Source organism: Treponema sp. C6A8 (assembly GCF_000619925.1).
Classification (GTDB): domain Bacteria; phylum Spirochaetota; class Spirochaetia; order Treponematales; family Treponemataceae; genus Treponema_D.
Window position 1 is genome coordinate 1 of sequence record NZ_JHVB01000005.1, and the last position, 25,427, is coordinate 25,427.

At 43.3% G+C, this 25,427-nt stretch carries 20 protein-coding genes; 16 read left to right on the forward strand and 4 right to left on the reverse strand.

The window, feature by feature from the left end; translation table 11 throughout:
• Positions 1–236 precede the first annotated feature (236 nt).
• The 9 genes from der (at position 237) to T530_RS0104985 (ending at position 10,704) form a co-directional block, all read left to right on the forward strand.
• Positions 237–1,655, forward strand: a complete 1,419-nt coding sequence (gene der / locus T530_RS0104945; protein ID WP_027728074.1) for a ribosome biogenesis GTPase Der — start codon at positions 237–239, stop codon at positions 1,653–1,655.
• A gap of 7 nt (positions 1,656–1,662) precedes the next feature.
• On the forward strand, positions 1,663–1,983 hold the full coding sequence (locus T530_RS0104950) for a MerR family transcriptional regulator (protein ID WP_027728075.1): 321 nt from the start codon (positions 1,663–1,665) through the stop codon (positions 1,981–1,983).
• Complete coding sequence (locus tag T530_RS0104955) at positions 1,980–3,263, forward strand: small ribosomal subunit Rsm22 family protein (protein WP_027728076.1); 1,284 nt, start codon at positions 1,980–1,982, stop codon at positions 3,261–3,263. Before T530_RS0104950 ends, T530_RS0104955 begins: the two co-directional genes overlap by 4 nt.
• Before the next feature lie 370 nt (positions 3,264–3,633).
• The gene (locus T530_RS0104960) at positions 3,634–4,719 is read left to right on the forward strand and encodes a 6-phosphofructokinase (RefSeq protein WP_027728077.1); all 1,086 of its coding nucleotides are present in this window, start codon (positions 3,634–3,636) and stop codon (positions 4,717–4,719) included.
• Between the two features lie 18 nt (positions 4,720–4,737).
• Positions 4,738–5,643, forward strand: coding sequence for an alpha-hydroxy-acid oxidizing protein (locus T530_RS0104965; protein ID WP_027728078.1), 906 nt, complete (start codon positions 4,738–4,740; stop codon positions 5,641–5,643).
• A 45-nt stretch (positions 5,644–5,688) separates the two neighbouring features.
• Positions 5,689–6,000 carry an Asp-tRNA(Asn)/Glu-tRNA(Gln) amidotransferase subunit GatC gene (gene gatC / locus T530_RS0104970; protein WP_027728079.1) on the forward strand — a complete coding sequence of 104 codons (312 nt, stop codon included), beginning with the start codon at positions 5,689–5,691 and terminating at the stop codon, positions 5,998–6,000.
• 2 nt (positions 6,001–6,002) lie between these two features.
• Entirely contained in the window at positions 6,003–7,499 is a 1,497-nt protein-coding gene (gene gatA / locus T530_RS0104975) for an Asp-tRNA(Asn)/Glu-tRNA(Gln) amidotransferase subunit GatA (RefSeq protein WP_027728080.1), read from the forward strand.
• Between the two features lie 125 nt (positions 7,500–7,624).
• Positions 7,625–8,719: a 30S ribosomal protein S1 gene (locus T530_RS0104980; RefSeq protein WP_027728081.1), complete on the forward strand. Its 1,095-nt coding sequence runs from the start codon at positions 7,625–7,627 to the stop codon at positions 8,717–8,719.
• A gap of 140 nt (positions 8,720–8,859) precedes the next feature.
• Positions 8,860–10,704 (forward strand): phosphoenolpyruvate carboxykinase (GTP), encoded by a 1,845-nt coding sequence (locus T530_RS0104985; RefSeq protein ID WP_027728082.1) that lies wholly within the window; start codon positions 8,860–8,862, stop codon positions 10,702–10,704.
• Between the two features lie 425 nt (positions 10,705–11,129).
• Here the strand turns inward: T530_RS0104985 and T530_RS0104990 are convergent, their stop codons facing one another.
• Positions 11,130–11,963 (reverse strand): hypothetical protein, encoded by an 834-nt coding sequence (locus T530_RS0104990; RefSeq protein WP_027728083.1) that lies wholly within the window; start codon positions 11,961–11,963, stop codon positions 11,130–11,132.
• Between the two features lie 163 nt (positions 11,964–12,126).
• On the opposite strand from T530_RS0104990, the gene T530_RS0104995 reads away from it, so the two are divergent.
• Positions 12,127–13,284, forward strand: a complete 1,158-nt coding sequence (locus tag T530_RS0104995; RefSeq protein ID WP_027728084.1) for an ABC transporter substrate-binding protein — start codon at positions 12,127–12,129, stop codon at positions 13,282–13,284.
• Positions 13,285–13,337: 53 nt separating this feature from the next.
• On the opposite strand, the gene T530_RS0105000 is transcribed toward T530_RS0104995, so the two are convergent.
• The gene (locus T530_RS0105000) at positions 13,338–14,774 is read right to left on the reverse strand and encodes an RNA polymerase sigma-54 factor (RefSeq protein ID WP_027728085.1); all 1,437 of its coding nucleotides are present in this window, start codon (positions 14,772–14,774) and stop codon (positions 13,338–13,340) included.
• A gap of 164 nt (positions 14,775–14,938) precedes the next feature.
• On the opposite strand from T530_RS0105000, the gene T530_RS0105005 reads away from it, so the two are divergent.
• Complete coding sequence (locus tag T530_RS0105005; RefSeq protein WP_027728086.1) at positions 14,939–16,291, forward strand: DUF1015 domain-containing protein; 1,353 nt, start codon at positions 14,939–14,941, stop codon at positions 16,289–16,291.
• Between the two features lie 192 nt (positions 16,292–16,483).
• Here the strand turns inward: T530_RS0105005 and T530_RS0105010 are convergent, their stop codons facing one another.
• On the reverse strand, positions 16,484–17,701 hold the full coding sequence (locus T530_RS0105010; protein WP_027728087.1) for a site-specific DNA-methyltransferase: 1,218 nt from the start codon (positions 17,699–17,701) through the stop codon (positions 16,484–16,486).
• Positions 17,702–17,776: 75 nt separating this feature from the next.
• On the opposite strand from T530_RS0105010, the gene T530_RS0105015 reads away from it, so the two are divergent.
• The gene (locus tag T530_RS0105015) at positions 17,777–18,514 is read left to right on the forward strand and encodes a hypothetical protein (protein WP_027728088.1); all 738 of its coding nucleotides are present in this window, start codon (positions 17,777–17,779) and stop codon (positions 18,512–18,514) included.
• Here the strand turns inward: T530_RS0105015 and T530_RS0105020 are convergent, their stop codons facing one another.
• Positions 18,515–19,519: a LacI family DNA-binding transcriptional regulator gene (locus T530_RS0105020; RefSeq protein WP_027728089.1), complete on the reverse strand. Its 1,005-nt coding sequence runs from the start codon at positions 19,517–19,519 to the stop codon at positions 18,515–18,517. It lies immediately after the preceding gene.
• 119 nt (positions 19,520–19,638) lie between these two features.
• On the opposite strand from T530_RS0105020, the gene T530_RS0105025 reads away from it, so the two are divergent.
• The 4 genes from T530_RS0105025 to T530_RS0105040 all read left to right on the forward strand — a co-directional run bounded on the left by T530_RS0105025 (position 19,639) and on the right by T530_RS0105040 (position 25,361).
• Positions 19,639–20,523, forward strand: coding sequence for a carbohydrate ABC transporter permease (locus tag T530_RS0105025; RefSeq protein ID WP_027728090.1), 885 nt, complete (start codon positions 19,639–19,641; stop codon positions 20,521–20,523).
• Between the two features lie 50 nt (positions 20,524–20,573).
• The gene (locus T530_RS0105030) at positions 20,574–21,473 is read left to right on the forward strand and encodes a carbohydrate ABC transporter permease (RefSeq protein WP_038073788.1); all 900 of its coding nucleotides are present in this window, start codon (positions 20,574–20,576) and stop codon (positions 21,471–21,473) included.
• Between the two features lie 105 nt (positions 21,474–21,578).
• On the forward strand, positions 21,579–22,907 hold the full coding sequence (locus T530_RS0105035; protein WP_027728092.1) for a sugar ABC transporter substrate-binding protein: 1,329 nt from the start codon (positions 21,579–21,581) through the stop codon (positions 22,905–22,907).
• 135 nt (positions 22,908–23,042) lie between these two features.
• Complete coding sequence (locus T530_RS0105040; protein ID WP_027728093.1) at positions 23,043–25,361, forward strand: alpha-galactosidase; 2,319 nt, start codon at positions 23,043–23,045, stop codon at positions 25,359–25,361.
• Positions 25,362–25,427: the final 66 nt, after the last annotated feature.

Genomic DNA, 25,427 nt, shown 5'->3' on the forward strand with positions numbered 1-25,427 from the left:
AAATACATCTGAACTACAGATAATTTGAAATTTACATCGAATTTTCTTTGCATTTTTCCTCCAAAAGTGTCCAACTTTTGGGGTTCAGTTCAAATGCGACTTGGTGTTGGAACTGGCCTGATAATCCTATATAATAGTAAATTATGGCAAAGAAAAAGCAAAAACCGGATTTTAGTAAACCGAAGGCTGCGGCTCAAGATGAAGAATTGCTGACGACTGAAGAAGAGCCGGATTTTATTGACGAAACTACTCAGGACATTAAGTTTAAGAATGGAATTGCGCCGGAAGATATGGAATATGAGGGGCTGCCGACCGTTGTAATCGCGGGGCGTCCTAATGTTGGAAAATCTACTCTTTTTAACAGATTTTTGAACAGACGCGTGGCGATTGTAAATGATCAGCCGGGCGTTACTCGTGACCCTGTTGAAACGACTGCGATTATTAATGGACAGCCTGTGCATCTTGTTGATACTGGCGGATATAAGTTGACTCGGGATATCGGTACTAAAGAGGCGGAACTGGACGACTATGTTGTTGAAAAGTCTCTTGAAATGATTGAAAAGGCTGACGTTGTAATTCTTGTGCTGGAAGCGGGCGTTATTACTGGCGAGGATGAAGAGTTCATTCTGAAGATGCGTCCTTACTGGGGCAAGATGATTGCTGCCGTTAACAAGACTGAAGGCGGAAAGAACGAAGCAGAAGCCTGGAACTATGCTAAGTACGGCTTTGAAAATCTGATTTTTATTTCGGCTGAGCACGGCGACCGTGTTGGCGAACTTGCAGATTTGATTACAGACCGCTGTGATTTTTCCCGCGTGAAGGTGCTGAGCGCTGACCGTCCGATTAAAATTGCGATTTTGGGAAAACCGAATACAGGAAAGTCTACTCTTTCTAACCGTTTGACTCATTCGGAAGCTTCTATTGTATGCGACTACGCAGGAACTACCCGCGACGTTGTTGAAGGTGAGTTTGAGTTTGGCGGAAAGCACTTTAAGGTTCTGGATACTGCCGGAATCCGCCGAAAGGCCCGCGTAACTGATGATGTTGAATATTACTCTGTAAACCGTGCCATCAAAACTCTGGATGAATGCGATATCGTATTTTTGATGATTGATGCCGTTGAAGGTCTTGCTGAGCAGGATAAGAAAATCTGTTCGCTTGCATTTGAAAAGGGCCGAGGAATCATCTTTGTTTTGAATAAATGGGATTTGCGCGAAGAGCAGGGTACAAAGGCAGAAAAAGCTACCCGTGAATGGATGAACATTATGTTCGGTCAGATGGATTTTGCTCCGATTTTGACTTTGAGCGCCCTTCACGGAAAGGGAATTAAGGATTTGCTTAATACTGCAATTTCTTTGTACGAGCAGCTTACACGTAAGATTCCTACTCCTAGCCTTAACAATGCCCTTCAGGACTGGCTGGAACGTTATCCGCCTCCTGCAAGTAAGACTGCGCATTTTAAGATCCGCTATATGATTCAGGCTAGCACAAACCCTGTAAACTTTATTATTTTTGCTACACGACCGGAAGTTGTGCCGGAAACTTATATCACTTACTTGAAGAACAGAATTCGCGAGGATTTGGGCTTTGACCAGATTCCGGTGCAGCTTGAAATGAAGGGCAGCCGAACTAAGTGGGAAGAACGGGAAAAATAGTTTTTCTATGGAATATACAATCGGGCAGGTTGAAGACCTTACAGGAGTAAAACCTCACGTTTTGCGTTACTGGGAAGAAGTTGTTCCTGGCTTTACGCCGCAAAAGGATTTAACCGGCCGCCGTTTTTACACTCAGCATGAGGTTGAACTGATTTTCCGCCTGAAATATTTGATTGGTGAAAAAAAATTTACTGCGGAAGGGGCGGGACGTCAGATTTTAGAAGAAGCTCAGGCGGTTCAGGACAATGCAGAATTGATTCATATGATACGACAGACACGCGCTGAACTTTCGCAGCTTTATCTTGCCCTTAAGGGAAATTCTAAATGAAATTTGAAGTATTAAATTCACTTTTTTCTATTAAAAAGGATGCTTCGGAAAATGCTGGTGCAGCTTCCGGCTCGCTTTCAAAAGCCCAGTTACAGGCAATAGAAAATTTTGATAAGACAATTCAGAGCGTACGTCCTCTAAACAGCAGACAGATGCAGGCTTTACCGGATAATATTGCAGCACTTTCTCACCAGCTTACTGATGAACGCGGAAGCCGCCGTCTTGGCTATATGAATGAAAATGTGCAGCTGAGTGCTTACGTGCGATATTTTACCTGGTGGAATCTTGTGCGCCTTACAAGGCTTTTTTCTAATTTGCAGGAAGAGGCTTTTCCTTGTGAGGCGGCTTCTGCCGATGAGACAGCGTATTCTTCCGACGCCAGCATGGCCTGTCTGGATTTGGGAAGCGGACCTCTTACTCTTGTAACTGCCCTCTGGATCAGCCGTCCGGAATTGCGTAACAAAAAGCTTACCTGGTACTGCCTTGATTTGTCGCAGGCTGCCCTTACACTTGGCGAAGAGCTTTACATGTCTGTTGCAGCCCAACTTCCGCCCTCGGACGAAAATGCCCCGGCCCACTGGAAAATCATCCGGGTAAAGGGAAGCTTCGGTACTTTTATTAAAGAAAAATGCAGCTTTATTACCTGTGCCAATATGTTTAATGAACTGGATCAGGGGGCGAAAATGCCGCCGGAGTTCCAGTCAAAAAAATATTACGACCAGCTGTCGGCTTATGCGGCTGAGAATGCAAAATTTCTGCTTGTTGAGCCTGGCGTTCCAAAGGCTGCCAGAACTCTTTCTCTTCTTCGCGAGCGATTTATTAAGGCTGGCTATGAAGTAAAGGCTCCTTGTCCTCATGCTCTGGAATGTCCTATGAACGGCTTTAAGTCTTATACCGGCAGTAAAAACAAGTGGTGTAACTTTGCCTTTTCTACAGAGGACGCTCCTGCACGTCTTCAAAAACTTTCGGTAGCTGCAAAGCTTCCTAAAGAACGGGCTGTTTTAAGTTTTATAAGCGCGGTAAAGGCTGAAGGAAAGGATGAAAAGCCGGGTACGGGCAAAAAGAACTCTTCACTGTTGCTTAGAATTACTTCTGACAGCTTCCGTCTTCCAAAGAACCGCACAGGTTACTATGCCTGCAGCCGTCTTGGACTTACTCTTGTAAGCAGCGAGCAGGGCGACAGTCTTAATTCAGGTGATTTAATCCGCGTGGAACTTTCTAAGCCTGTTGAAAATCTGCCTGTGGACTACAAATCCGGTGCAAAAATCATTCATATTTAGCAGAAAACCGATTTCCTAACGGTCGTTATTTAGCATTACACGTTAGTTATTGAATAACTTTGGTTACTTTTTGAATAACCATGGTTATTTAGCCTTTTCGACTCTTGCAAAATCACTCAAGTTCAGTAAAATTATCTTAGAATATATTTAATAATGATTTAATAATATTTTAATTAAAAATGTAATTTATCTTTGAAAAGTTCAGGTTCTGTTCTTGAAAGAACACTATTTCAAAACAGCAACGATATATGATAGTGAGGGAGTTTAATAGGGGGAGATTCCTTCGGGAAGGGTTAAAATCCGAAATAGCCACGGCTGTTTCGGATTTTTTTTTCTTGCACCTTGTTTGTTGTCTGATATAATTAAGCCTATGAAAACTACTCCTGTAAAAACAATCGGAATTCTTACTTCCGGCGGCGATGCCCCTGGCTTGAACGCCGCAATCAGAGCATTGTGTCTTTCTGGAAAGGAAAAGTACGGCATGAAATTTGTGGGTATTCGTAACGGTTACCGCGGATTGATTGACGGTGACTGTTTCAAAATGGACAACATGGACTTTTCGGGAATGATTTCTCTTGGCGGTACCATTCTGGGTACTTCTCGTGTTAAGCCATTTAAAAATCCTGTGCCTGATCCAAAAACCGGGCTTTTGCCTGTTGAAGGAATAAAGGAAACCTTTAAAAAGTTTAAGCTGGACGCTCTTGTATGTCTTGGCGGAAACGGAACAAACTCTACTGCGGCAAGACTCAGCGAAGCGGGCTTTAATGTAATTGGTCTTCCAAAAACGATTGATAACGATATTGCCGAAACTGAGGAGACTTTTGGTTTTCATACGGCGATAGATGTTGCAACAGCTGGAATTGAAGCCATCAGAACTACGGCGCGAAGTCATTCCCGTGCAATGGTTGTTGAAATCATGGGGCATAAGGTTGGCTGGCTGGGACTTAATGCGGGAATTGCTGCCAGCGCGGATGTAATTTTGCTTCCGGAAATCCCTTATGACATCAAAAAAATCGGAAAATTCATCAATGAAAAGCGTGATGCAGGGCAGAAATACTTTATTATTGCCTGCTCAGAAGGCGCTCTGGATCTGGAAGAAGCGAAACTTGGCAAAAAGGAATTCAAGGCTGCCCGTGCTGCAATGCCTCAGTCGATAGGATTCCGTGTTGCAAAGGAAATTGAAGCAGAAACCGGCTTTGAAACCCGAACTTCTGTACTTGGTTACATTCAGCGAGGTGGTTCACCGGATGCTTACGATATGCTGCTTGCAACAAAACTTGGAAGTGCCGCTGCAGATTTCCTTGCAGACCGTCGTTTTGGAAACCTTATTGGTATTCGCGATGGACGTGTTGCAGGAATTCCACTTTCTTCTATTATTGATAGGATTAAACCTATTCCTCTTGATGATGATATGCTTGCTGCAGGTCGTTCTCTTGGCATTTGCTTTGGAGACTGATTTTGCTAGAATAATCATATGAACAGCAAGGGTGAACTCAAATGCCGCCGTTGTTCTGAATGCGCTGGTTTTGGATGTATAGACCAGCTGCCAGGCTTGGGCGGCCTTTTTCATAATAAGAACTTTCAGTTGAACTGCTCGGCCTGGAAAGATTTGCAGAAAAAGGCTGAGGCCCAGGGGCAGCTTGAAGAAATCAAAAAAATCGAATTTTCTCTTTCGCAGATTATGTGTGCCCCTGTTACCGGCAGCCAGGAAAATATAGGCTACGAGAACGAGGGCGATTTTTATTTTCCATATTTTAATTTTTCCCGCCAGGCAGGTTTTGGAGTTTGCGTTGGCGACGGCTGCCCGGACGAAAAACTGAAATTTGGCATTGAAGCGGTAAAGAAAATCCGTGCGGAATTTGACCCGGATTTTAAGGCTGCATTTTTTCTTAAGCCTTACCCGCAGGAAGTGCTTTTTGAGCGGTTGAAAAAGGTTATTCCTTATGCCAGTCATATCGGAGTGGATATTGATGCTTACAATATTGTAACTATGAGAAATAAGGTGCATCTGGAAAAGAAAACTGCGGGGGATTTAAGCGAGCTGCGTGATTTTGCAAATAACCTTGCAGGAAGAGAAATCCCTTTTGTAATTAAAGGCGTTTTTACAGATGAAGATTTGGCTCTGGTTCGTGATTTTCTTCCTGAAGTTGCCTTAGTTTCAAATCACGGTGGAAGAGTAGAAACTAGGGAAGGCAGCAGCGCAGATTTTCTTGTAGAACACGCTGCCGAATTGAAAAAATCCTGCAAGGAAATCTGGGTGGACGGTGGTATCCGTAATCGTTTAGACGTGCAGACTGCCCTTTATTACGGCACTTCCCGCGTTCTTATTGCCCGTCCTATTATCCGGGCTGTCTTTGACGGTGAAAACTTTCGTCTATAATTTGAGTATTTATTAAAATCCTACTATTTACTATAATAGCACATTATGGCTACTACTCATAAAAAGATTGATCAGGAGACTCTTGAAAATCTCCTTTATTTGTCACGTCTTTCTCCGGAAAGTACCGACATGGAAACTCTTAAAAAACAGGTTGATGAAATCGTAGGATATTTTGAAATCCTTTCTAAATACGACGACAGCGAAAATCCTTATGACGCATATCCTTCTACCCAGGTTGAAAAGCTTCGCGGTGACGAGGTTGTGGAAGGTCTTGAAATCACAGATGTAAAGAAAGTATCAAAAGACTTCATGGATGGATATTTCCAGGTACCAAAGGTACTCGGAGCGGGAGCTTAATTATGTACTATACTATAAATGAAACTCGCGATGCCTTAAAAAAAGGCGAAACAAGCAGCGTTGAACTTGTAAAAAACGCTGTAGAAACTTTCAACAAAGATAAATCTGCCGCAATTCCTTTGAACGCCTTCATCGAAATGTATGATGATGCTGTAGCAAAGGCAGAAGCTGCAGACAAGGAAATTTCAGAAGCAAAGGCTGCCGGCACTTTGGAAGCCCTTTACGAAAAAAAGCCTCTTCTGGGAATTCCTTTTGCAAACAAAGATAACATTTCCTGCAAGGGTACCCGTCTTACCTGTGCTTCAAAAATCCTTGAAGGCTATGTAGCACCTTATAGTGCAACTGTAATCAATCGTCTTGAAGCTGCCGGAGCTATTCCTCTTGGCCGCTGTAATCAGGACGAATTTGCCATGGGTTCTTCTACCGAATACTCATGCTATGGCCCAACCCGTAACCCAATCAACCGCGAATACGTTTCCGGAGGTTCTTCGGGTGGTTCTGCTGCCGCTGTTTCTGCAAATCAGGCTTTGTTCGGTCTTGGAACAGAAACTGGTGGTTCAGTTCGTCTTCCTGCTTCTTACTGCGGAATTTACGGACTTAAACCGACTTACGGTGTTCTCAGCCGCTGGGGCGTTGTAGCTTACGGTTCTTCCCTGGATCAGGTTGGTATTCTTGGTCACACTCCAGCTGATATTGCAGAACCTCTTTCTGTAATGAGCGGCGTAGATATGTATGATGATACATCAGCTGATTTGCCGGATTCTGCTTCTTTGAAAAATCTTAAGGCTTTGAGTGATGATGAGTTCAAGACTCTTAAAATCGCCATTCCAAAGCAGTTTATGAAAACTGAAGGTGCTGACCCTGAAGTTATCAGAGTATTCAATGAAACCCGTGCCTGGTTCGAAAGTAAGGGTGCAAAAATTACAGAAGTAGACCTTCCGATCCTTGATGCTTCAATTGCCGCTTACTATGTAATTGCCCTTTCAGAAGCTGCTTCAAACCTCAGCCGTTTTGACGGAATCCGTTATGGCCGCCGTGTTGATAATTCTAAAGGCTACGATGAGCTTTATGTTGATACCCGTTCTGAAGGTTTTGGTCCTGAAGTAAAACGCCGTATTATCATCGGAAACTACGTTCTTTCTGAGCAGTTCTCAGGCGATACATATAAAAAAGGCATGACAGTTCGTGCCCGCATTCAGCGTGAAGTTGCAAAGCTTTTTGAAGATTATGATCTGATTATCAGCCCAACCTGTCCTACAACAGCCTTTAAGCTTGGTCAGAAGGTTGATGATCCGCTTGAAATGTATTTGAGCGATATGTACACCGTTTTTGTAAACCTTGCCCGAATACCTTCTATAAACGTTCCAGCCGGAAAAACAAGCAAAGACGGAATGCCAGTCGGCATTCAGTTCGCCGGCGCTATGTTCAGCGAAGCAAAGATTTTGCGCGTAGCACAGAAATGGGACGAAGATCACCCTAAGTGCGGAATGCCTGTTTAAGCAGGTGTTGCGGGCGGCGTTTGAGCCCGCAGAGAGGGTAGGGCGCAACGAAGTGCGACCGCAGGGGGAGACTTCCCCCTCCTTACTATAACCTGAAACCTATAACCTAAAACCTGGAGAAATTAATGAAAGATAGATTTGAGATTGGACAACCATTTGAAACTACTGTAGTTGCTGTTGCCGGCGACACTGTTTTTATTGATTTGAGTGCTAAATCAGAAGGTCTTGTTGATGCCGCTGACTTTACTGATGCTGACGGAAACGTAACTGTAAAAGAGGGTGACAAGGTTACCGTTTACTTTACAGGCGACGTTCGGGGCGAAATGCACTTTACTGCAAAGCTTGCAGGACAGAAAGCAGATTCTTCTATGCTGGAAAACGCATTCAAAAATCAGATTCCAGTTGAAGGAAGCGTAACCGGCGAAATTAAAGGCGGATTTGAAGTAAAAATCGGTTCTACTCGCGCCTTCTGCCCTTATTCACAGATGGGCTTTAAGGATAAAAAAGAGCCTTCTTACTACATTGGCCGCACAATGACTTTTGTTGTAACTGAATACAAGAATGACGGAAAGAACCTGATTGTTTCTAACCGTAAAATCGGCGAAAGTGAATATGCAAATAAGCTTGGTTCCCTTGCAAATCAGATTACAGAGGGTGCAGTTCTTGAAGGAACTGTAGAAAGCCTTGAAAAGTTCGGTGCTTTTGTAAACGTTCTTGGTTTCCGTGCCCTTTTGCCAATCAGCGAAATGTCTTTGGACCGTGTTTCTGACCCTGCTGACGTTGTAAAAGAAGGCCAGAAAATCACTGTTAAGGTTTTGAAAGCAGACTGGAAAAACGAACGCGTTTCAGTTTCTTTGAAGGCTTTGATTGCTGATCCTTGGGAAAATGCAGAAAGCCAGTTCCCAATCGGAACAAAAATTGACGGAAAAATCGTTCGCATTGCAGACTTCGGCGTATTTGTAAATCTTGCAAGCGGAATTGACGGTCTTGTTCACATCAGCGAACTTGAAGGCGTAAAAGCCGGAACAAACCTCAAAAAAGTTTATTCTGTAGGCCAGAGCATGAGCGTTGTTGTAGAAAAAGTTGATGCCGAAGCAAAACGCATCAGCCTGAAACCAGCCAGCAGCGCAGAGCAGGACACAACTGCTGCAAGCTATCTTTCAAGCCAGAAGGACGACGGCGAAACTTACAATCCGTTTGCAGCGTTCTTCGCTAAATAATGACAGGGCGGTTTGACCGCCCTTTTTTATTTTAAACCTAGTTTTCTTCTATTGAACTAGCCCTAAAAAATCGTTAAATTATATTCGAAATACTTCGGTTTTTTTTGAAAGGCCATGGTATAAATTTTAAGGAGTTTTAAATGACAGTTAATGACATTAAGAATGCCAAGATTAAAGCTTGGATCGAAGAATGTGTTAAAATGTGTGAACCTGACAATGTTGTTGTTGTTGATGGTTCTAAAAAAGAGTATGACGAATTGATGCAGAAATGTGTTAAAGCTGGTCTTGCTACTCCACTCAAAGCTAAAGAAAATTGTTTCTTGTTCCGCTCTCTTCCTAGCGATGTTGCTCGTGTTGAAGCTCGTACTTTCATCTCATCTGTAAAAGAAGAGGATGCTGGTCCTACAAACCACTGGATTGATCCAAAAGAATTGAAAGCTACAATGAAGGGACTTTACACAGGTTGTATGCACGGTCGTACAATGTATGTAATTCCTTTCTGTATGGGTCCTCTTGGTTCTCCAATCGCTAAATACGGTGTTGAACTTACAGACTCTGAATACGTTGTATTGAACATGGACATCATGACACGTGCCGGCGAAAAAGTTTGGCAGTATCTTGATGACGGATTTGTTCCATGTCTTCACTCAGTTGGTAAGCCACTTAACAATGGTGAAACTGACGGTGGTATCTGGCCTTGTGCTGATGTTGAACACAAATACATTTCTCAGTTCCCAGAAGAGCACCTCATCTGGTCTTACGGTTCTGGATACGGTGGAAACGCTTTGCTTGGTAAGAAATGTTTTGCTCTTCGTATTGCTACTGTTATCGCTCGTGAAGAGGGATGGCTTGCAGAGCACATGCTTATCTTGAAATTGACTAACCCTAAGGGTGAAGTTAAATACGTTACAGGTGCTTTCCCAAGTGCCTGCGGTAAAACAAACCTCGCTATGTTGATTCCTACTATCCCTGGATGGAAGGTTGAAACTGTTGGTGATGATATTGCATGGATGAAATTCGGAAAAGACGGTCGTCTTTACGCTATCAACCCAGAAGCTGGTTTCTTCGGAGTTGCTCCAGGAACATCTGCTGAATCAAACAAGAACGCTCTTATTTCTGCTGAAAAGAACACTATCTATACTAACTGTGCTCTTACAGAAGACGGTGACGTTTGGTGGGAAGGAATCGGTTACCCTGCAAAAGGTAAGCTTGTTGACTGGAAAGGACAGACTCGTGATGCTCTTCCAAAAGACAAATCTCCTAAGGGTGAAGAATTTGCTCATCCAAATGCACGCTTTACAGCTCCTGCTAAACAGTGTCCATGTATCGCATCTGACTGGGAAAGCCCAGAAGGTGTACCTATTTCTGCTATTTTGTTCGGTGGTCGCCGCCCTTCAACTGTACCTCTCGTACACCAGGCACGCTCTTGGAACCACGGTGTATTCCTTGGATCTATCGTAGGTTCAGAAATCACTGCTGCTTCTACAATCAACGCTGCTGAAGTTGGTAAGATTCGTCGTGACCCATTCGCTATTCTTCCATTCTGTGGATACAACATGGGTGACTACTTCCAGCACTGGATTGACGTAGGTGCTAAGGCTGATCAGGACAAGCTTCCTAAGATCTTCTACGTTAACTGGTTCCGCAAGGACGAAAACAATGCTGATCTTCCAGGCGGATTCATGTGGCCAGGATACGGTGATAACAGCCGCGTTCTTGCATGGATCTTCGACCGCTGTAACGGCGTAGACAATGCTGTAGACACACCAATCGGACTTATGCCAAAAGAAGGTGCTTTGAATACAGACGGTCTTTGCGACTGCTACAAGAAGACTCTTCCAGAAATCCTCAAAGTTGATGTTGAAGGATGGAAGAAAGAAGTTGCTGACATCAGAAACAATCATTATCCAAAATTTGGTAAACATTTACCAAAAGAACTTACAGCTATTCTCGATGACCTCGAGAGCCGCTTGAACAAGGCTTAGTTGTTGCAAGTTTGCCGAAAGGCAAACTTGGTAAGTACGCGAAAGCGTACGACTTTCTGACGTTCATTAGGAGAAGCCCTGCAGAAATGCAGGGCTTTACTATTTAACAGCGAGAACCACTATCCTAAGTTTGGTAAACACTTCCAAAAGATGCCGATAATAGGAAATGCGTTAAAAACAAAGCTGCGACAGCGGGTTTGTTTAGCATTTTCCTTTAAAAAGGCTCGGTGCGAGACTTGCGAGCACCGCTTACAGCTATCCTTGATGACTTGGAAGCTCGCTTGAACAAAGCATAAGCTTAGTGCTTAATGATAGATCCTCGGGTCAAGCCCGAGGATGACATTGCTCAACTTAGGTTGAGGATGAAAAAGAAGCCCTGCCGGTAACGACAGGGCTTTTCTTTTTAACTACCTAAATGTTTGGAATTAATAAGCGGTTCCGGAATCGGATGAGCCGGCGGTGATGGTGATGGAAGTAAGTTCGGTACCAGAAGCGTCGACGATTTTTATTGGGGCGGGTTCGGTGAAATATGTTACGACATTATTTTCATCTGTTTTAATTTTTACGTATTTTCCAACTAGACCGCCGCAGGTTATTGTTTTTCCCTGTAATGAAGTTGGTATTTTAAATTTTTTGTCTTTTTCGAGTGCTACATCAATTTGATAAGCAGCAGCACTTCCATTTGCTCTTAAAATTATAGAATCTTGCAAATTGCTTTTATATTTCTTAAATAATGAAACATTATTTTCATCTAAGCCGCCTATATCATCTTCAGAAATTGTAAATCTATATGGGTCATTAGCATCATATTTTAAAACGGCTGTACCAACATTATATGTTAAAGGTTGAGAAGATGCATATCCTTCTGAGATAGTTACTTCACTTGTCCAGGCTGATATATAGGAAATATTGCTTTGTTTATAAACAAATTTATATTTATATTTTTCTGTTTTATAAACTAATGTATCTGTAAATGAGGGAAGATAATTATAGCTTTCTTTTGGATAAATTGTTCCAATATGTTTTTCAGAAGCACCTGTTGCAGATGTTTGAATTCTGTAAACGAAGATTTCTGATATATCTAAATTCAATTTATTTCCTATGAGGATTGCTGATTTTTCACCAATTATAACTGATGGTGCATCTACAGATATTTGATTACCAGATGCAGCTTCATCATTATCAACAAATTTACAGCCTGTAATCAAAATTAGAGAAAGACTTGCAATTATAGAAAGAAAAGGTCGAAATTTTTTCATATATTAAACCTCTGTTAATATCGGCAGAAAAGGGGGAAAACATTAAAAAAATGTCAGGCGGAAAATTTTTAAGAAATGAATATCCCGGATTGTATTTACACGCAAAAAAAAATTAAGTATTATTAAAGAGATTAAATAAAATTAAATTTTTGGAGGAAAATTTATGAAAAAATTGGCAAAAGTAATGACAGCTGCTGTTGCAGTTCTTGCTATGGCTTCAGCTCTTTCAGCTGCAAAACCAAAAGCAAACGATGCTAAAATCGGTTTTGTTGGACCTCTTTCTGGTGGTGTAGCAGTTTACGGTACTGAAGCACGTGATGGTGTTCAGCTTGCTGTAGAAGAAATCAACGCTGCCGGTGGTGTTCTTGGTCAGAAACTTGTACTTGTTTCAGAAGATGATGAAGGTGACCCGGCTAAAACTGTAAGCGCATTCAAAAAGCTTGTTACACAGGATAAAGTAAAGGTTCTTGTTGGTTCTTTGACATCTGGTTGTACAAAGGCTATCACAGACCAGTCTCAGGCTCTTAAAGTTCTTCAGATTGCTCCAGCTGCAACTGCAGAAAACATCACAATCGATGCAAAAGGAAACACAATTCCTTTCGTATTCCGCGCTTGTTTCATCGACCCATTCCAGGGAACTGTAGGTGCTAAATTCGCTGTAGAAACTTTGAAGGCAAAGAATGCTGCTGTTCTTTATGATATCGGAAACGACTATTCAGTTGGTTTGACAGACAACTTTGAAAAGACATTCAAGGCTGCTGGTGGAAAAGTAACAAAAGAATCTTACTCAACTGGTGAAAAAGACTTCAACGCTATCATCACAAAGATTAAGAGCGTAAATCCTGATGTTGTTTACCTTCCAGATTACTACGCAACTGTAGCTTTGGTTGCTAAACAGCTCCGTGCAAACGGTGTAACATGTCCTCTCGTTGGTGGTGACGGATGGGATGGTCTTACAGACAACGCTGGTGATGAAGTTTTGAACGGTTTCTATTCTAACCACTATGCAACAGATGCAGATTCTCCTGCTGTTAAAAAGTTTGTAGGAAACTTCAAGGCTAAGTTCAACCGCGAACCAACTTCTTTCGCTGCTCTTGCTTACGACTCAGTTTACATGCTTAAAGACGCTATGGTTAAGGCTGGAACAACATCTGATTCAGTAAAAATCCGTGCTGCTTTGGAATCTAATGTTGGTGATTACGTAACAGGTCACCTTACATTCGATGCAAAACACAACCCTGTAAAATCAGCTGTAATGCTCGAAATGGTAAAGAAGAACGGAAAACTTACAACTGCTTATAAGACAACTGTTAATCCATAACTTTAATTTAAGTTGATTGAAATCCTGCGCTCTTTTGGGTGCAGGATTTTTTTTTAACGGCGGAAGGAGTTTTGAAGGCCGAGTTGGGCGCGGTATTTTGCCACGGTTCGGCGGGCAATTTTAATGCCCTCTTCCGCAAGAAGTTTAGCCAGTCCATTGTCAGAAATTTTTTTGCCCTGATTTTCCGGGGCTGAAATGATTTCTGACATTTTTGATTTAACGGCTTCTGCCGAGATTAATGAATTGTCGTCGGAAGCAACGCCGGAAGAAAAAAAGTAGCTTGCCGGGAAAAGTCCGAATTCTGTCTGAATGTACTTGCTGTTTTTTCGGGCGGTCATGCGGGAAACTGTTGAAAGGTGAATGCCTAAAAAATCTGCAATCTGCTTGCGGGTGAGGGGAGCAATGTTTCCGGGACCTTTTTCAAAAAATTCCAGCTGATTTTTAACTATAGCACAGCCCTGCAGTACAATTGTGTTCTGGCGGAAGAGGATGTTATTTATAAACTGCTTTGCGGCTTCGATTGTCTGCTTATCGTAGTCAGCTGTCTGATTAAGGCGGATTTCAGGAAGGACGCCGGAAGCATATTTTATCTGAAAGTGAAAGTCTTTTTTTGGAACTGCAATTTTTCCGTGAGAAAAATCATCGGCGGGAATAAGGCCGCTTTCCCTTGTGACAGTTAGAACAATGTCTGGCAGGGCGGCTTCAGAAAGAGAAGTTTCCCAGGAATATTCGGAAGCCGGATGAGGATTAAGATGCAGAATATATTGAAGGGCTTCACTTACAGACTGAGAATTAATTTTTTCATCATCGATTGGAAGTTTTTGCGAAAATTTTTTACTGTGCCACTCTGATAAAAAGCTTTTTACTTTTCTTACAATCTTTTCGGGCTCTGGAGGATTTAGAAAATCAAGGTGACCATCCAGAAGGAAGAGGGCGAGGGGAGAAGCATCTCCGGCGATTTTTGCCTGAACAAAAAGGCTTTCTTCCAGCGTTCGGCAGCAGGTTCCAACCGGATCCATATTCTGAATGCGGGAAATACAACGCTCAAGCATGGCGCGGTTTTGGAGAGGGCGGCTTTTATCTAGTAATGTTTCCGGTGCCCTCATTGAACCGTAACAGCCGGTTTTATCAAGATTGTAGATGAGTTTTTGTGAAAGATCGTATTCATCTGGCGAGAGGCGCATGGAATTGAGCTGGTGCATTAAATGCTGCTGCAGGCTTTCGCGGCTGTCTTCCCGGTTTTCTAGAAGGGCCTGATAATCCTGGCTTTTGAACTGAGCTTCGCCTTCCCATTCGCTGCCCTGCTTCTTTGCCTGCGGATCACGGACTATTTCAAGGGCTGGATTTTCATTGGCAACGCGGTAAATTTCCGAACGCAGTTCTTTTGTTGGCATCTGAAGGATTTTCAGGCCGTAGACAAGATTCTGCGAAAGGCGCATTACCTGTTTTTGAGACTGGGTTTGTGTATTTTTGATAGCGAAATCTTCCATTTGTAAAAAGCGGTAGGCTATGGAGCAGTGCCGGAGGCAGCGACCGGAACGGAGTGAGGACGCCGAGGGTTACCGAGCTGCGGAACAGCCGGCCGTGATGCGATGCAGCACGGAACCGCCCTTATATGATAGCACATTTTGTGCCAAATCTGTATAATTTCCGCATGAAAACGATTAATGAGCTGGGACTGCGCGTGCCCGAAATTCTTTTACCGAAAAACATTGATTTGAAGAGCTGGTCTGTGATTGCCTGCGATCAGTACACACAGGACAGGGATTACTGGAAGAAGGCTGCAGAAGCGGCGGGCGGGAAAGCCAGCACACTTAATCTGATTTTGCCGGAAGTTTATTTGAATGACGGCGATAAGGCTGAGCGAATTGACAAAATCCGTCAGACGATGAAGTCTTATCTTAAAAGCGGCGTTTTTGATGAGGCTCGCAAGGCTTTTGTCTATCTTGAACGCACGACTGCTTTTGGACGCACCCGCAAGGGACTTGTTGCTCAGATTGACCTTGAAACTTATGAATGGAAGCCTTTTTCTAAGGCAAATATCCGCGCGACTGAGGCTACGATTGTTGACCGCATTCCTCCGAGAAAGGAAATCCGCAAGGGGGCGCCGCTGGAGCTGCCTCACATCATGCTGCTTGTAAACGATAAGGACGGACTGCTGGTAGAAGGTGCCGGTAAGCTTGCTCACGACGGGCGGGCAGCGCTTTATGACGGCGAATTGATGCAGAATGGCGGAAAGATTACCGGCTGGGCGCTTGAGACTGCTGGCGACCTTGAATATATTACCGGCGCGCTTAATAAGATTGCAGACGCTAACCGCGCGGCTGACGGCTCGACCTTCCTTTTTGCGGTGGGCGACGGAAACCATTCTCTTGCTACTGCAAAGGCTGTCTGGGATGAATATAAGGCTGAACTGCTGGCCGGCGGTGCCAGCGAGGCTGAGCTTGCTGAAAATCCTGTTCGTTTTGCGCTGATTGAAATTGTAAACATTTATGATGCAGGGCTGACATTTGAGCCTATTCACCGTGTAATTTTTAATGCTGATATTGAAGGGCTGATTAATAAACTCGGCGGGGCACTTGACGGCGCTTTGCGTGAGGTGGCTTCGGCTTCTGAACTTGAGGCTGCGGTAAAGGCAAGTAAGGCTGACTTCGGCTTTGTTTACCTTGATAAGGATGGAGTTCAGAAGTATCAGCTTTTGCAGACTAAGATTACAGAGCTTGCCGTGGCACGTTTCCAGCCGGTAGTAGATGAATTTCTGAAGGAAGCTGGCGCTGGTGCGGGGGCAGACGGCGCTAAGCCTGAAATTGACTATATCCACGGAAGCGAAGAAGTTTTCCGTCTTGGCGCTCAGAAGGGGGCAGTTTCTGTGCTTCTTCCACCGATTGCTAAAGACAGCTTCTTTGAAACGATTAACGGTCGCGGACCTTTACCACGCAAGAGCTTCAGTATGGGCGAGGCTGACGAAAAACGTTTCTATCTTGAATGCCGTAAACTTTTCAACTAAAAAAAAGCGGTGTGCAATCTGGCAAACTTGCACACCGCTTAATCCACCGGCGATGCCGATGTTAGCATATTAATAGTTTTTATAAGAGCCTGTTTTAAGTTGTTAGTAGTACCTAACTTATAATGTTAGTTTATACTAACTAACAAAGACTGTCAATCAGTTTTGAAAAAATTTTAAAAAAATTTGTTAATTTTATTTTAAGGTGAGGAAAAGAACTTTTTCGCCGGTTTTCTGGCAGACTGCTTCAATTCGCCTGCGGCAGAGGTCGCTGATTGTGATGAGAGGATTTCTCATATTAGGTTCCGGGATTTGAACTAAAATGCAGCGGCGGTTTCCCCCGTCTTCGCTGTTCAGGTTTGCAAGGGCTTCAAAGGTCGTTCCGCTTCCTGCAAAAAAGTCCATAATCAGGGCATCTTTTGGCTGCTGTGTGATTTTTATCAGGTGTTCGATTAAATCAACCGGCTTGGGGTTATCAAAAAGCTGCTTTTCCCCTAAAAGGTCGTCCAGGTGACGCTGGGCGGCGCGGGTTGATTCAACAGTATCAATTATATTTTTAGGAATAATTTCCGTTTCTTCGGAATTGAAGATTTTTATGCGGGGTACCTGGTCGTATTCAGGCTTTTTTCCAAAGTAGATTTTGTCTGTAGCAAGCAGGGTTTCCATTTCTTCAAGGCTTACAAACCACTGGCGTTTCCATTTTTTTCCGCTTGGAGATACAAGTTCATAAAAATTCTTGTGCTTGGGATTAGAGCGTTTTTCTGTAAAGGAAATGCTGCCGGAAAACCAGTTACCGCGGGGGTCATCATCCGGGTTGGATTTTGCCCAGTCCGTAACTTCAACGTCGCAGAAGGCGCCAAGCAGGCGTTTATTTTTTGCGTAACAGAGGGTGTGCTGCTGCAGGGTGCGGGACCATCTGTCCTTTTTTCCCTTTCCATGAAGCCACATAAAATCATTTACGAAATTTTCTTCGCCAAAAATCTGATCGCACAAAAGTTTGAGGACGTAAAGTTCACTCTGGTCGATTGCGATAAAAATACTGCCGTTGTCGGCAAGAATCTGGCGGGCAAGTTCTAAGCGGCGCTTCATAAAACTGAGCCAGGTTGAATGGTTATCCTGACTGTTCATAAAGCTGTCGTTGTATGCGAAGGAATTGCCGGTGTTGTATGGCGGATCGATGTAAATCAGGTTGACTTTGCCTTCCAGATGGCCTGAAACGATTTTCAAAAAAGGATAATTGTCACCTTCTATAAAAAGATGGTCTTTTGAATAGAGAAGATTTTCGAATTCTGACGGCGAAATGTAAATAGGAATAATATTATTGTTATCCTGATCTCGGTAAAATTTGAGTTTGGAAACTTCCTTTTCGTCATCAAAAGGTTCTGTTATATCATCCCAGGTCAGCTGAGTCATATCTTCATTATAAAGAATTTTTTATTTGCTATAAAGCAATTAAAGTGTAATATGATAATAAAGAGGATTTTGAACATGAAAAAAATAACTTTGTTTTTATTTTCACTGATTTTTGCAGCCTTTATATATGCGGATGAAAACGGGAAGGTTATTTCTGAAACTATTAATAAAAATGAAACTGTTCTTGTTCGAAAGCATGTACAGACTGTTGAAATTGGTGAAAATATTGATGATTTTCAGCGTGAAATACACTCTGGAATAAATGAAAAAGATGTTGTCTTCACTTTGAAAGAAAATGACTTAATTGAGATTTCTGAAATCTGGTATTTGATACCTAAAAATGGAAAGAAAAGTGATGTCTGGCTTAAAATTACATTTAAGAATGCAACGGGCTTTATGCACTATGAGGATAGCCGGATTAAAACGACCTGTATGTCGATGGATCCATATCGTGATGGCACCTGGGAGCTTTTGGAAACATTTGATGATGGCTGGACTTCAAGAAGAATAAATCAGGCTCTGGCGGTTTATTCTGATGAAAATGAGGTTGAATTAAGGGACAGACCGGGAACTAAAAATTCCCAGGTTATCGGTTATATTCCAAGCAGTAAGAGAAATATTCTGCTTCAGATTAATCTTGAGATTGATGCCGTAACCGAAGAAACTGAAAAAAAGAAGGGCGGAGACCATTGGGTGCACACCAGCTGGGATGGAAAAAGCGGCTGGGTTTATGCAGGTTCTTTGACGGCAGAACGCGGCGGTCCAAAGCTCTGGACCCCGGAAAATATTCTTAAATGGAATTTAGGCTGGTAATTAATTAAGCTTGCGGCATGAATCTCTTATTACCAGTTCCGGTGTAATTGTGATATGGCGCGGAGTCTTATCAGTGCCGTTCATAGCGTAGTCCAGTAAGTCCATAGCGGCGATGGCTACGCTTTTTATTTTCATGTCTACACAGGTCAGGTTCATGCTGTCTGCAAGGACAGTGTTGTCGTGGCTCATTATGCTTACGTCATCAGGCACGCGGAGTCCAGCTTCTGTGAGTGCGTTGATTGTTCCCATTGCCATAATGTCGTTGGCGCAGAAAATTGCTGTAGGGCGGTTGCCGGCGGCAAGATAGGCTGAGACAGCTTCTTTTGTAGTTTTAATTCCGTCAATAAAGTCTGTGCGTTCTACTGTGATGAGGTCACCTGGGGCAGGCGGATATCCGGTTTTTGTAAGTTCTTCCTGCCAGATTGTCTGCTTGAGGGTGTAGGAATAACCTTTTTGGCCTGTGACGTAGGCAATCTTTTTGTGGCCCAGTTCCATAAGGTATTCCATTGCAAGTTTCATTCCCTTTTCCTGATTTACGCTGATAGAGTTTACTTCTATATCAATCGGGATAGAGTGAATCCATACAAGAGGCATTCTTCCCGCTATTCGTTCATAAAGTTTGAGCTGGGCTTCTCCATCCTTTGGTTCGTGAAGAATTACACCGTTGATTTTTCGGCTAACAAAATCCAGTAGATAATTGTATTCAGATTCTACGCCGGAACAGCAGCCTGTATAGCAGGTCATTTTGCGTTCTCCGCAGAGGTTTACAACGGCTTCTGAAAATTCAGCTGTATAGAGATTACTGAAAGAATGAGTCAAAACGGCAATGGATTTTCCCTGACCGTTAATAATTTCCTTTGAAATTTTTGAAGGTACAAAGTTCTGCTTTAATACCAGGGCCTCCAGCTTTTTTCTGGTTTCTTCCTTTACAGGCCCGTTATTCAAGAAGCGGGAAACAGTTGCAATGGAAACGCCGGCTTCTTTTGCTAATTCAGTAATCGTCATGGCTTTATTTTAAGGTCAAACCTAGCAAATGTAAAGCAATTTGTAAAAGTTTTCAAAATTAATGTAAATTTTTACATTTTTAACTTTACAATTTACAAATCTGTGTTAAAGTTAAAATTATGAAGACTAAAAGTTATAAATTCAAAAGGAATCTCATTGCTTTCAGCTTTGTTGTTCCGTGTCTGGTGGGTTTTCTTCTCTTTTATTTAATGCCGACCATTCGTGGCTTGTTCTACAGTTTTACCAACTGGGATTTGTTCTCCAAGGCAAAATTCATAGGCTTTAAGAATTATCTGGCACTTTTCTGTGACAAGGATTTCTGGACTGCCATGAAAGTTACTGTCTGCTACGTTCTTTTGAACATTCCGCTGCAGACTGTTCTTGCCCTTATAATCGCTTTGATTATGAATAAGGCTGTAGGAAATTCTTCTTTGATGAAAGGAATCTTCCTTGTTCCATGGATCATGTCCAACGTCGTAGTTGCCCTTTTGTGGTTCTGGATGCTGGATCCTCCTGTTGGAATTATTGACGCTGTTCTTATGAAGATGGGCTTTGCCAAAATCAACTTTTTGACTGATACAAAAACAGCCCTTCCTTCGATTGCCATGATTAATATCTGGCGTCATATGGGTTACACTGCGCTTTTGATTTTTGCTGGTCTTCAGGGTGTTCCAAAAGAAATTGAGGAGGCTGCAATGATTGACGGTTGTTCTCCTGCCCGCCGCTTCTTCAGTGTTGTTCTTCCATATATCCGTCCGGTAATTGCCTTTGTAGTAATTACAACTGTAATCGGTTCCTTCCAGATTTATGATACAATCGCCATCACAACGAAGGGTGGTCCTGTAACTGCAACTTACGCAATTTACCTCTTTATCTATAAAAACGGTTTTGAAGCTTACAAGATGGGATATTCCTGCGCGGCTTCTATGGTACTCTTCGCTATTCTTGCAATGATTAGTGCTATTCAGATGAGAGTAATGAAGGCTAGTGAGAGTGACGCTTAGCAGCCTAAAAAAGCAAATTAAAAATGACATAAAAATGGAGTTGTTTAATTATGAATAGAATTGATAAATACAAGGCTGAAAGTGCGATTTCGCGGGTGCTGATTATTGCAGTGATAGTCCTGCTGCTTTTTATTACGCTCTTTCCATTCTACTGGGTTATCAGAACTTCTTTTACACCGCATAATTTGATTTTTGCGGAGTCTACAAAGATGATTCCGAGCACCTTGACCATGAAAAACTATGCGCGGGTTCTTGGACTTATTCCGGCTCAGGAAGCGATTGCGCTTGGTGGTACTGGTCAGCATGTAAACTTTTTGATTAACCTTCGTAACTCTCTTGTAGTTGCGATTTTGACTACAGTTTTCCAGGTTTTGTTCTGTTCAATGGCTGGATACGGTTTTGCCCGCCTGGAATTCCCGGGACGCAATAATATTTTCTATCTTATCCTGGGAGCAATGATGGTTCCTGGCGTTGTAATGATGATTCCAAACTTTGTCTTCATCCGTCAGCTTAAGCTTTTGAACACTTATGCGGGAATTGTGGCGCCGGCCTTCTTTATGACGCCTTACGGTGTCTTCTTCATGCGCCAGTTCTTCCTGGGAATCAATAAGGAAATTGAAGAGGCTGCCTACCTTGACGGCGCCGGTCAGTACAAGACTTTCTTTATGATTATCCTGCCTTTGATGCAGACTGCTTTGGTTACTCTTGCTGTAACAACCTTTATCAACAGCTGGAACGATTACATGTGGCCTTTGATTGTTGGTAAAAAAGAAGAGCTTCGTACTTTGACTGTTGCACTTGGTGTATTCCGTTCGCAGACTCCACAGGGACAGCCAGACTGGAGCGGTATGATGGCGGGAACAGTTCTTGCAATCATTCCTGCTATGATTATCTACAGCTTTATGGGAAAGAAAATCGTTAATTCAATTGGATTTAATGGTTTCAAATGAGTGAAGCAGCTGTGCTGCTTCTTGATTGATAGCAAGGCGTTAAGAAAAAAGCACTGCTTTTTTTAGCCTTACCAAATTTGTTTTCATTTTTTAGGAGGAAAATATATGAAAAAATGTATGTCTATTTTAGCAGGCGCACTTGCCGGCTTAATGGCTCTGAGTTTCGTTTCTTGCGGCGGTAAAAAAAGCAAGGAAGTAACTATCCGCTATCAGCTCTGGGATTCTGCTCAGCTCCCTGCTTATCAAGCAGCCGCAGAAAGATTCCAGGAAAAGAACCCTGGAATTAAGATTTCTATCGTTCAGCTTGGTTGGGATGACTACTGGACCGGACTTCAGACAGAAATGATTGGTGGTACTGCAGGTGATGTATTCACAGATCACCTTGCAAAGTATCTTGATTTTGCTAACAAAAATCTTCTTATCGATTTGACACCTTATATCAAACGCGACAATGTAGACACATCTATTTACATGAACGACCTTGAAAAACTCTGGCAGAGCCAGGACGGAAAAACTTACGGTCTTCCAAAAGACTGGGATACAATCTGTATCATTTACAACAAGCACCTTACAGATGCCGCTGGTGTAAGCCACGAAGAACTCAACAACCTTACATGGAATGCTAAGGACGGCGGAAGCTTCGAAAAGATGATTAAACGTCTTACAATCGATGCTAACGGAAACAACGGTCTTAGCCCTAAATTCGACAAGAAAAACGTTGTTCAGTACGGTTGGGCAATCGGACACAGCGATGACCGCGGACAGGCTCAGTTCTCTGGTCTTGCTTGCTCTACAGGCTGGATGTACACAGACGGACTTTATGATTCAAACTATCACTATGATGACCCACGTTTTGTAGACACAATCAAATGGATGAAGAAAATGCAGGATGAAGGTTTCTCTGCACCTTACACAGAAACTTCAAACGGTTATGCTTCACTCTTCAATGCAGAAAAAGCAGCTTTGGTATTCGACGGTTCATGGATGATTGGTACACACAAAACAAACGGTGTATTTGATGTTGGATTCGCTCGCCTTCCTGAAGGACCAGCTGGACGCAAATCTATGATTAACGGTCTTGGTGACTCAATCTGGGTTGGAACAAAGCATCCTGAAGAAGCATGGCAGTGGGTTAAGTTCCTTGCAAGCCAGGAAGCTCAGGACATCATCGGTTCTTACGGTGTTGTATTCCCAGCAATCGAATCTGGTGTAAACAATGCTTTGAACAAGTATGCAAGCAAGAACTGGGATGTATCTGCATTCACAGACGAAGCTAAAGCTCCAAACGGAACATTCCTTTACCCAATCGTAGACAACTCTGTAATGATTGGTCAGATTATGACACGTACTTTCGACCAGATTTTCCTGGGACAGAAAGATGTTGAATCTGCTTTGAAAGATTCTAATAAAGAGATTTTGAATCTGTTCAAATAAGTCTTTATAAGACTTAACATCTGTACAAAGAAAAGCGTGTCGGCGAACTGCCTAATGGTTCGCTCGTCACTTGCTTTTCTTTGTACAAAAATTATCGTTACAAAACAAACACGTTATAAAAATTTAGAGGATTTTATGAGCATTACGTTCAACAAAAAAACAAACAGTTTCTTATTAAATACGCCGTCTTCAAGTTATATTATCCGTATTTACGACAACAAATACCTTCTTCATGGCGGCTGGGTCTCACGAATTGAAGAGTGGGACGACGATGTATGCTCTATGCCTCTTCTTGACCGCGCATTTTCACCGGTTCCTGCAGAACTTCACAATAAAGCTGATTTTTCATTGAACTCACAGCAGCAGGAATTCCCTACAAGCGGAAGAAGTGATTTCCGTACCGGGGCATTTGAAGCACTTTGCGCAGACGGCACAATTGCCGCAGACCTTTTTTACGACTCACACAAAATCATAAAGGGAAAGCCTGGAATTAAAGGTCTTCCTGCAACATACGTCACTTCAGAAAGCGAAGCTGACACACTTGAAATCAATTTGAAAGACCCTGTTACCGGTGTTATGGTAAAATTAGTATATACAGTCTGGAACAATCGCGATGTAATTTGCCGCCACACGATTGTAAAGAATGACAGCAGCAAGGCAGGAGGCATTTATAAAAATCAGCCTGTAAAACTCCGCCGCGTAATGAGCGCAAGCCTTGATTTTATGACAAGCCGTTACAAAATGCTGCAGCTTTCCGGCGCGCACGCACGCGAACGCCACGCAATCTGGCAGAAGCTTATTCCCGGTACACAGAGCGTAGAAAGCCGCCGCGGAACTTCAAGCCATCAGCATAATCCATTTATTGCCCTTGCTGATTACGAGGCAACAGAAACTAGCGGCCAGGTATTCGGCTTTAATCTTGTTTACAGCGGAAATTTTGTTGCAGGCACAGAAGTTGACCAGTTCAACATGAGTCGAGTTCAGATTGGAATTAATCCTTACAATTTTGAATGGGAACTTGCAGCCGGTGAAACTTTTGAGACCCCGGAAGTTGTAATGGTTTTCAGCAACAAGGGACTTGGAGAACTCAGCCGCACTTATCACGACCTTTACCGTGACAATATGTGCCGCGGCCCATGGCAGAAAAAAGAGCGCCCGATTGTAATCAACAACTGGGAAGCAACTTACTTCAACTTTAATGCAGAAAAACTCTTTAAGCTGGCTGACCGCGCCGCAGAAGAAGGAATTGAACTTTTTGTTCTTGATGACGGCTGGTTTGGAAAACGCGACGATGACCGTTCTTCGCTTGGTGACTGGTTTGTAAATACAAAAAAACTCACCGGCGGACTGGAAGAAATTGCAGAAGGAATTCATAAACGCGGGCTTAAGTTTGGTCTCTGGTTCGAGCCGGAAATGATTTCTCCAGACAGCAATCTTTACCGCGCTCATCCGGACTGGTGCCTCCACATCGAAGGCCGCGACCGCTCACTTGGACGCCATCAGTCAGTCCTGGACCTCAGCCGCGACGACGTTGTAGATTACCTTACTGAAACTTTAAGCAAAATCCTTTCTACCGTTGCAATCGACTACGTAAAATGGGACTTCAACCGTTCTCAGACAGAAGTTGCCAGCGCCCTCGCAAGCCCGGCAAATCAGATGAAAACCGCCCACAAATACTATCTGGGACTTTACCGCCTGCTTGAAAATGTAACCCAAAAGTTCCCTAACGTGCTCTTTGAATCATGCTCAGGCGGTGGCGGACGCTTTGACCCTGCCTTCCTTTATTACATGCCACAGTGCTGGACAAGCGACAACACAGACGGACTTTCGCGTCTTGCAATTCAGAACGGCACAAGCATCGCTTACCCTGCCAGCGCAATGAGCTGCCACGTAAGCGCGGTCCCGAACCATCAGACAGGCCGTGTAACAAACATCAGCGAGCGCGGACACACTGCAATGGCAGGAACCTTTGGCTACGAGCTTGATTTGAATAAATTAAGCCAGCCTGAACTCGACGAAATCAAAGATCAGGTTGCCCTTTACAAAAAAATCCGCTCTACAGTACAGTTCGGCGACCTCTACCGTCTGCGTTCTTCATGGGATACCGTAGCCCCAGCCGAAAGTACCGCCTACACAGCCTGGAACATCGTTTCCAAGGACAAAAAGCAGGCTGTCCTCACTCTTGTATGGCAATTTGCCGAAGGAAACCCGGAACTCCAGCTTATCAAGCTCAAGGGTCTGGATCCAAAGGCTAAATATAAATTGACATGTTCGCAAAGTGCCACAATCCGCGCACACCTTGCCGACTTCCCTTTCCCCCTTCCGGAAAGCGCATTTGCACCGTTCCCAGCCGGCACCGCTACCTCCGGCGACAAGCTGATGAACGTTGGCCTCTACCTCCCGTACATGCCACAGTACGGCGGCAGCGTCCAAATCGTGCTTGAGCAAATCTAAAACTCAAATCCTAAATCAGGGCTGCCTCACCACGGGCAGCTCTTTTTTTCTGGGCGCATCCTGAGC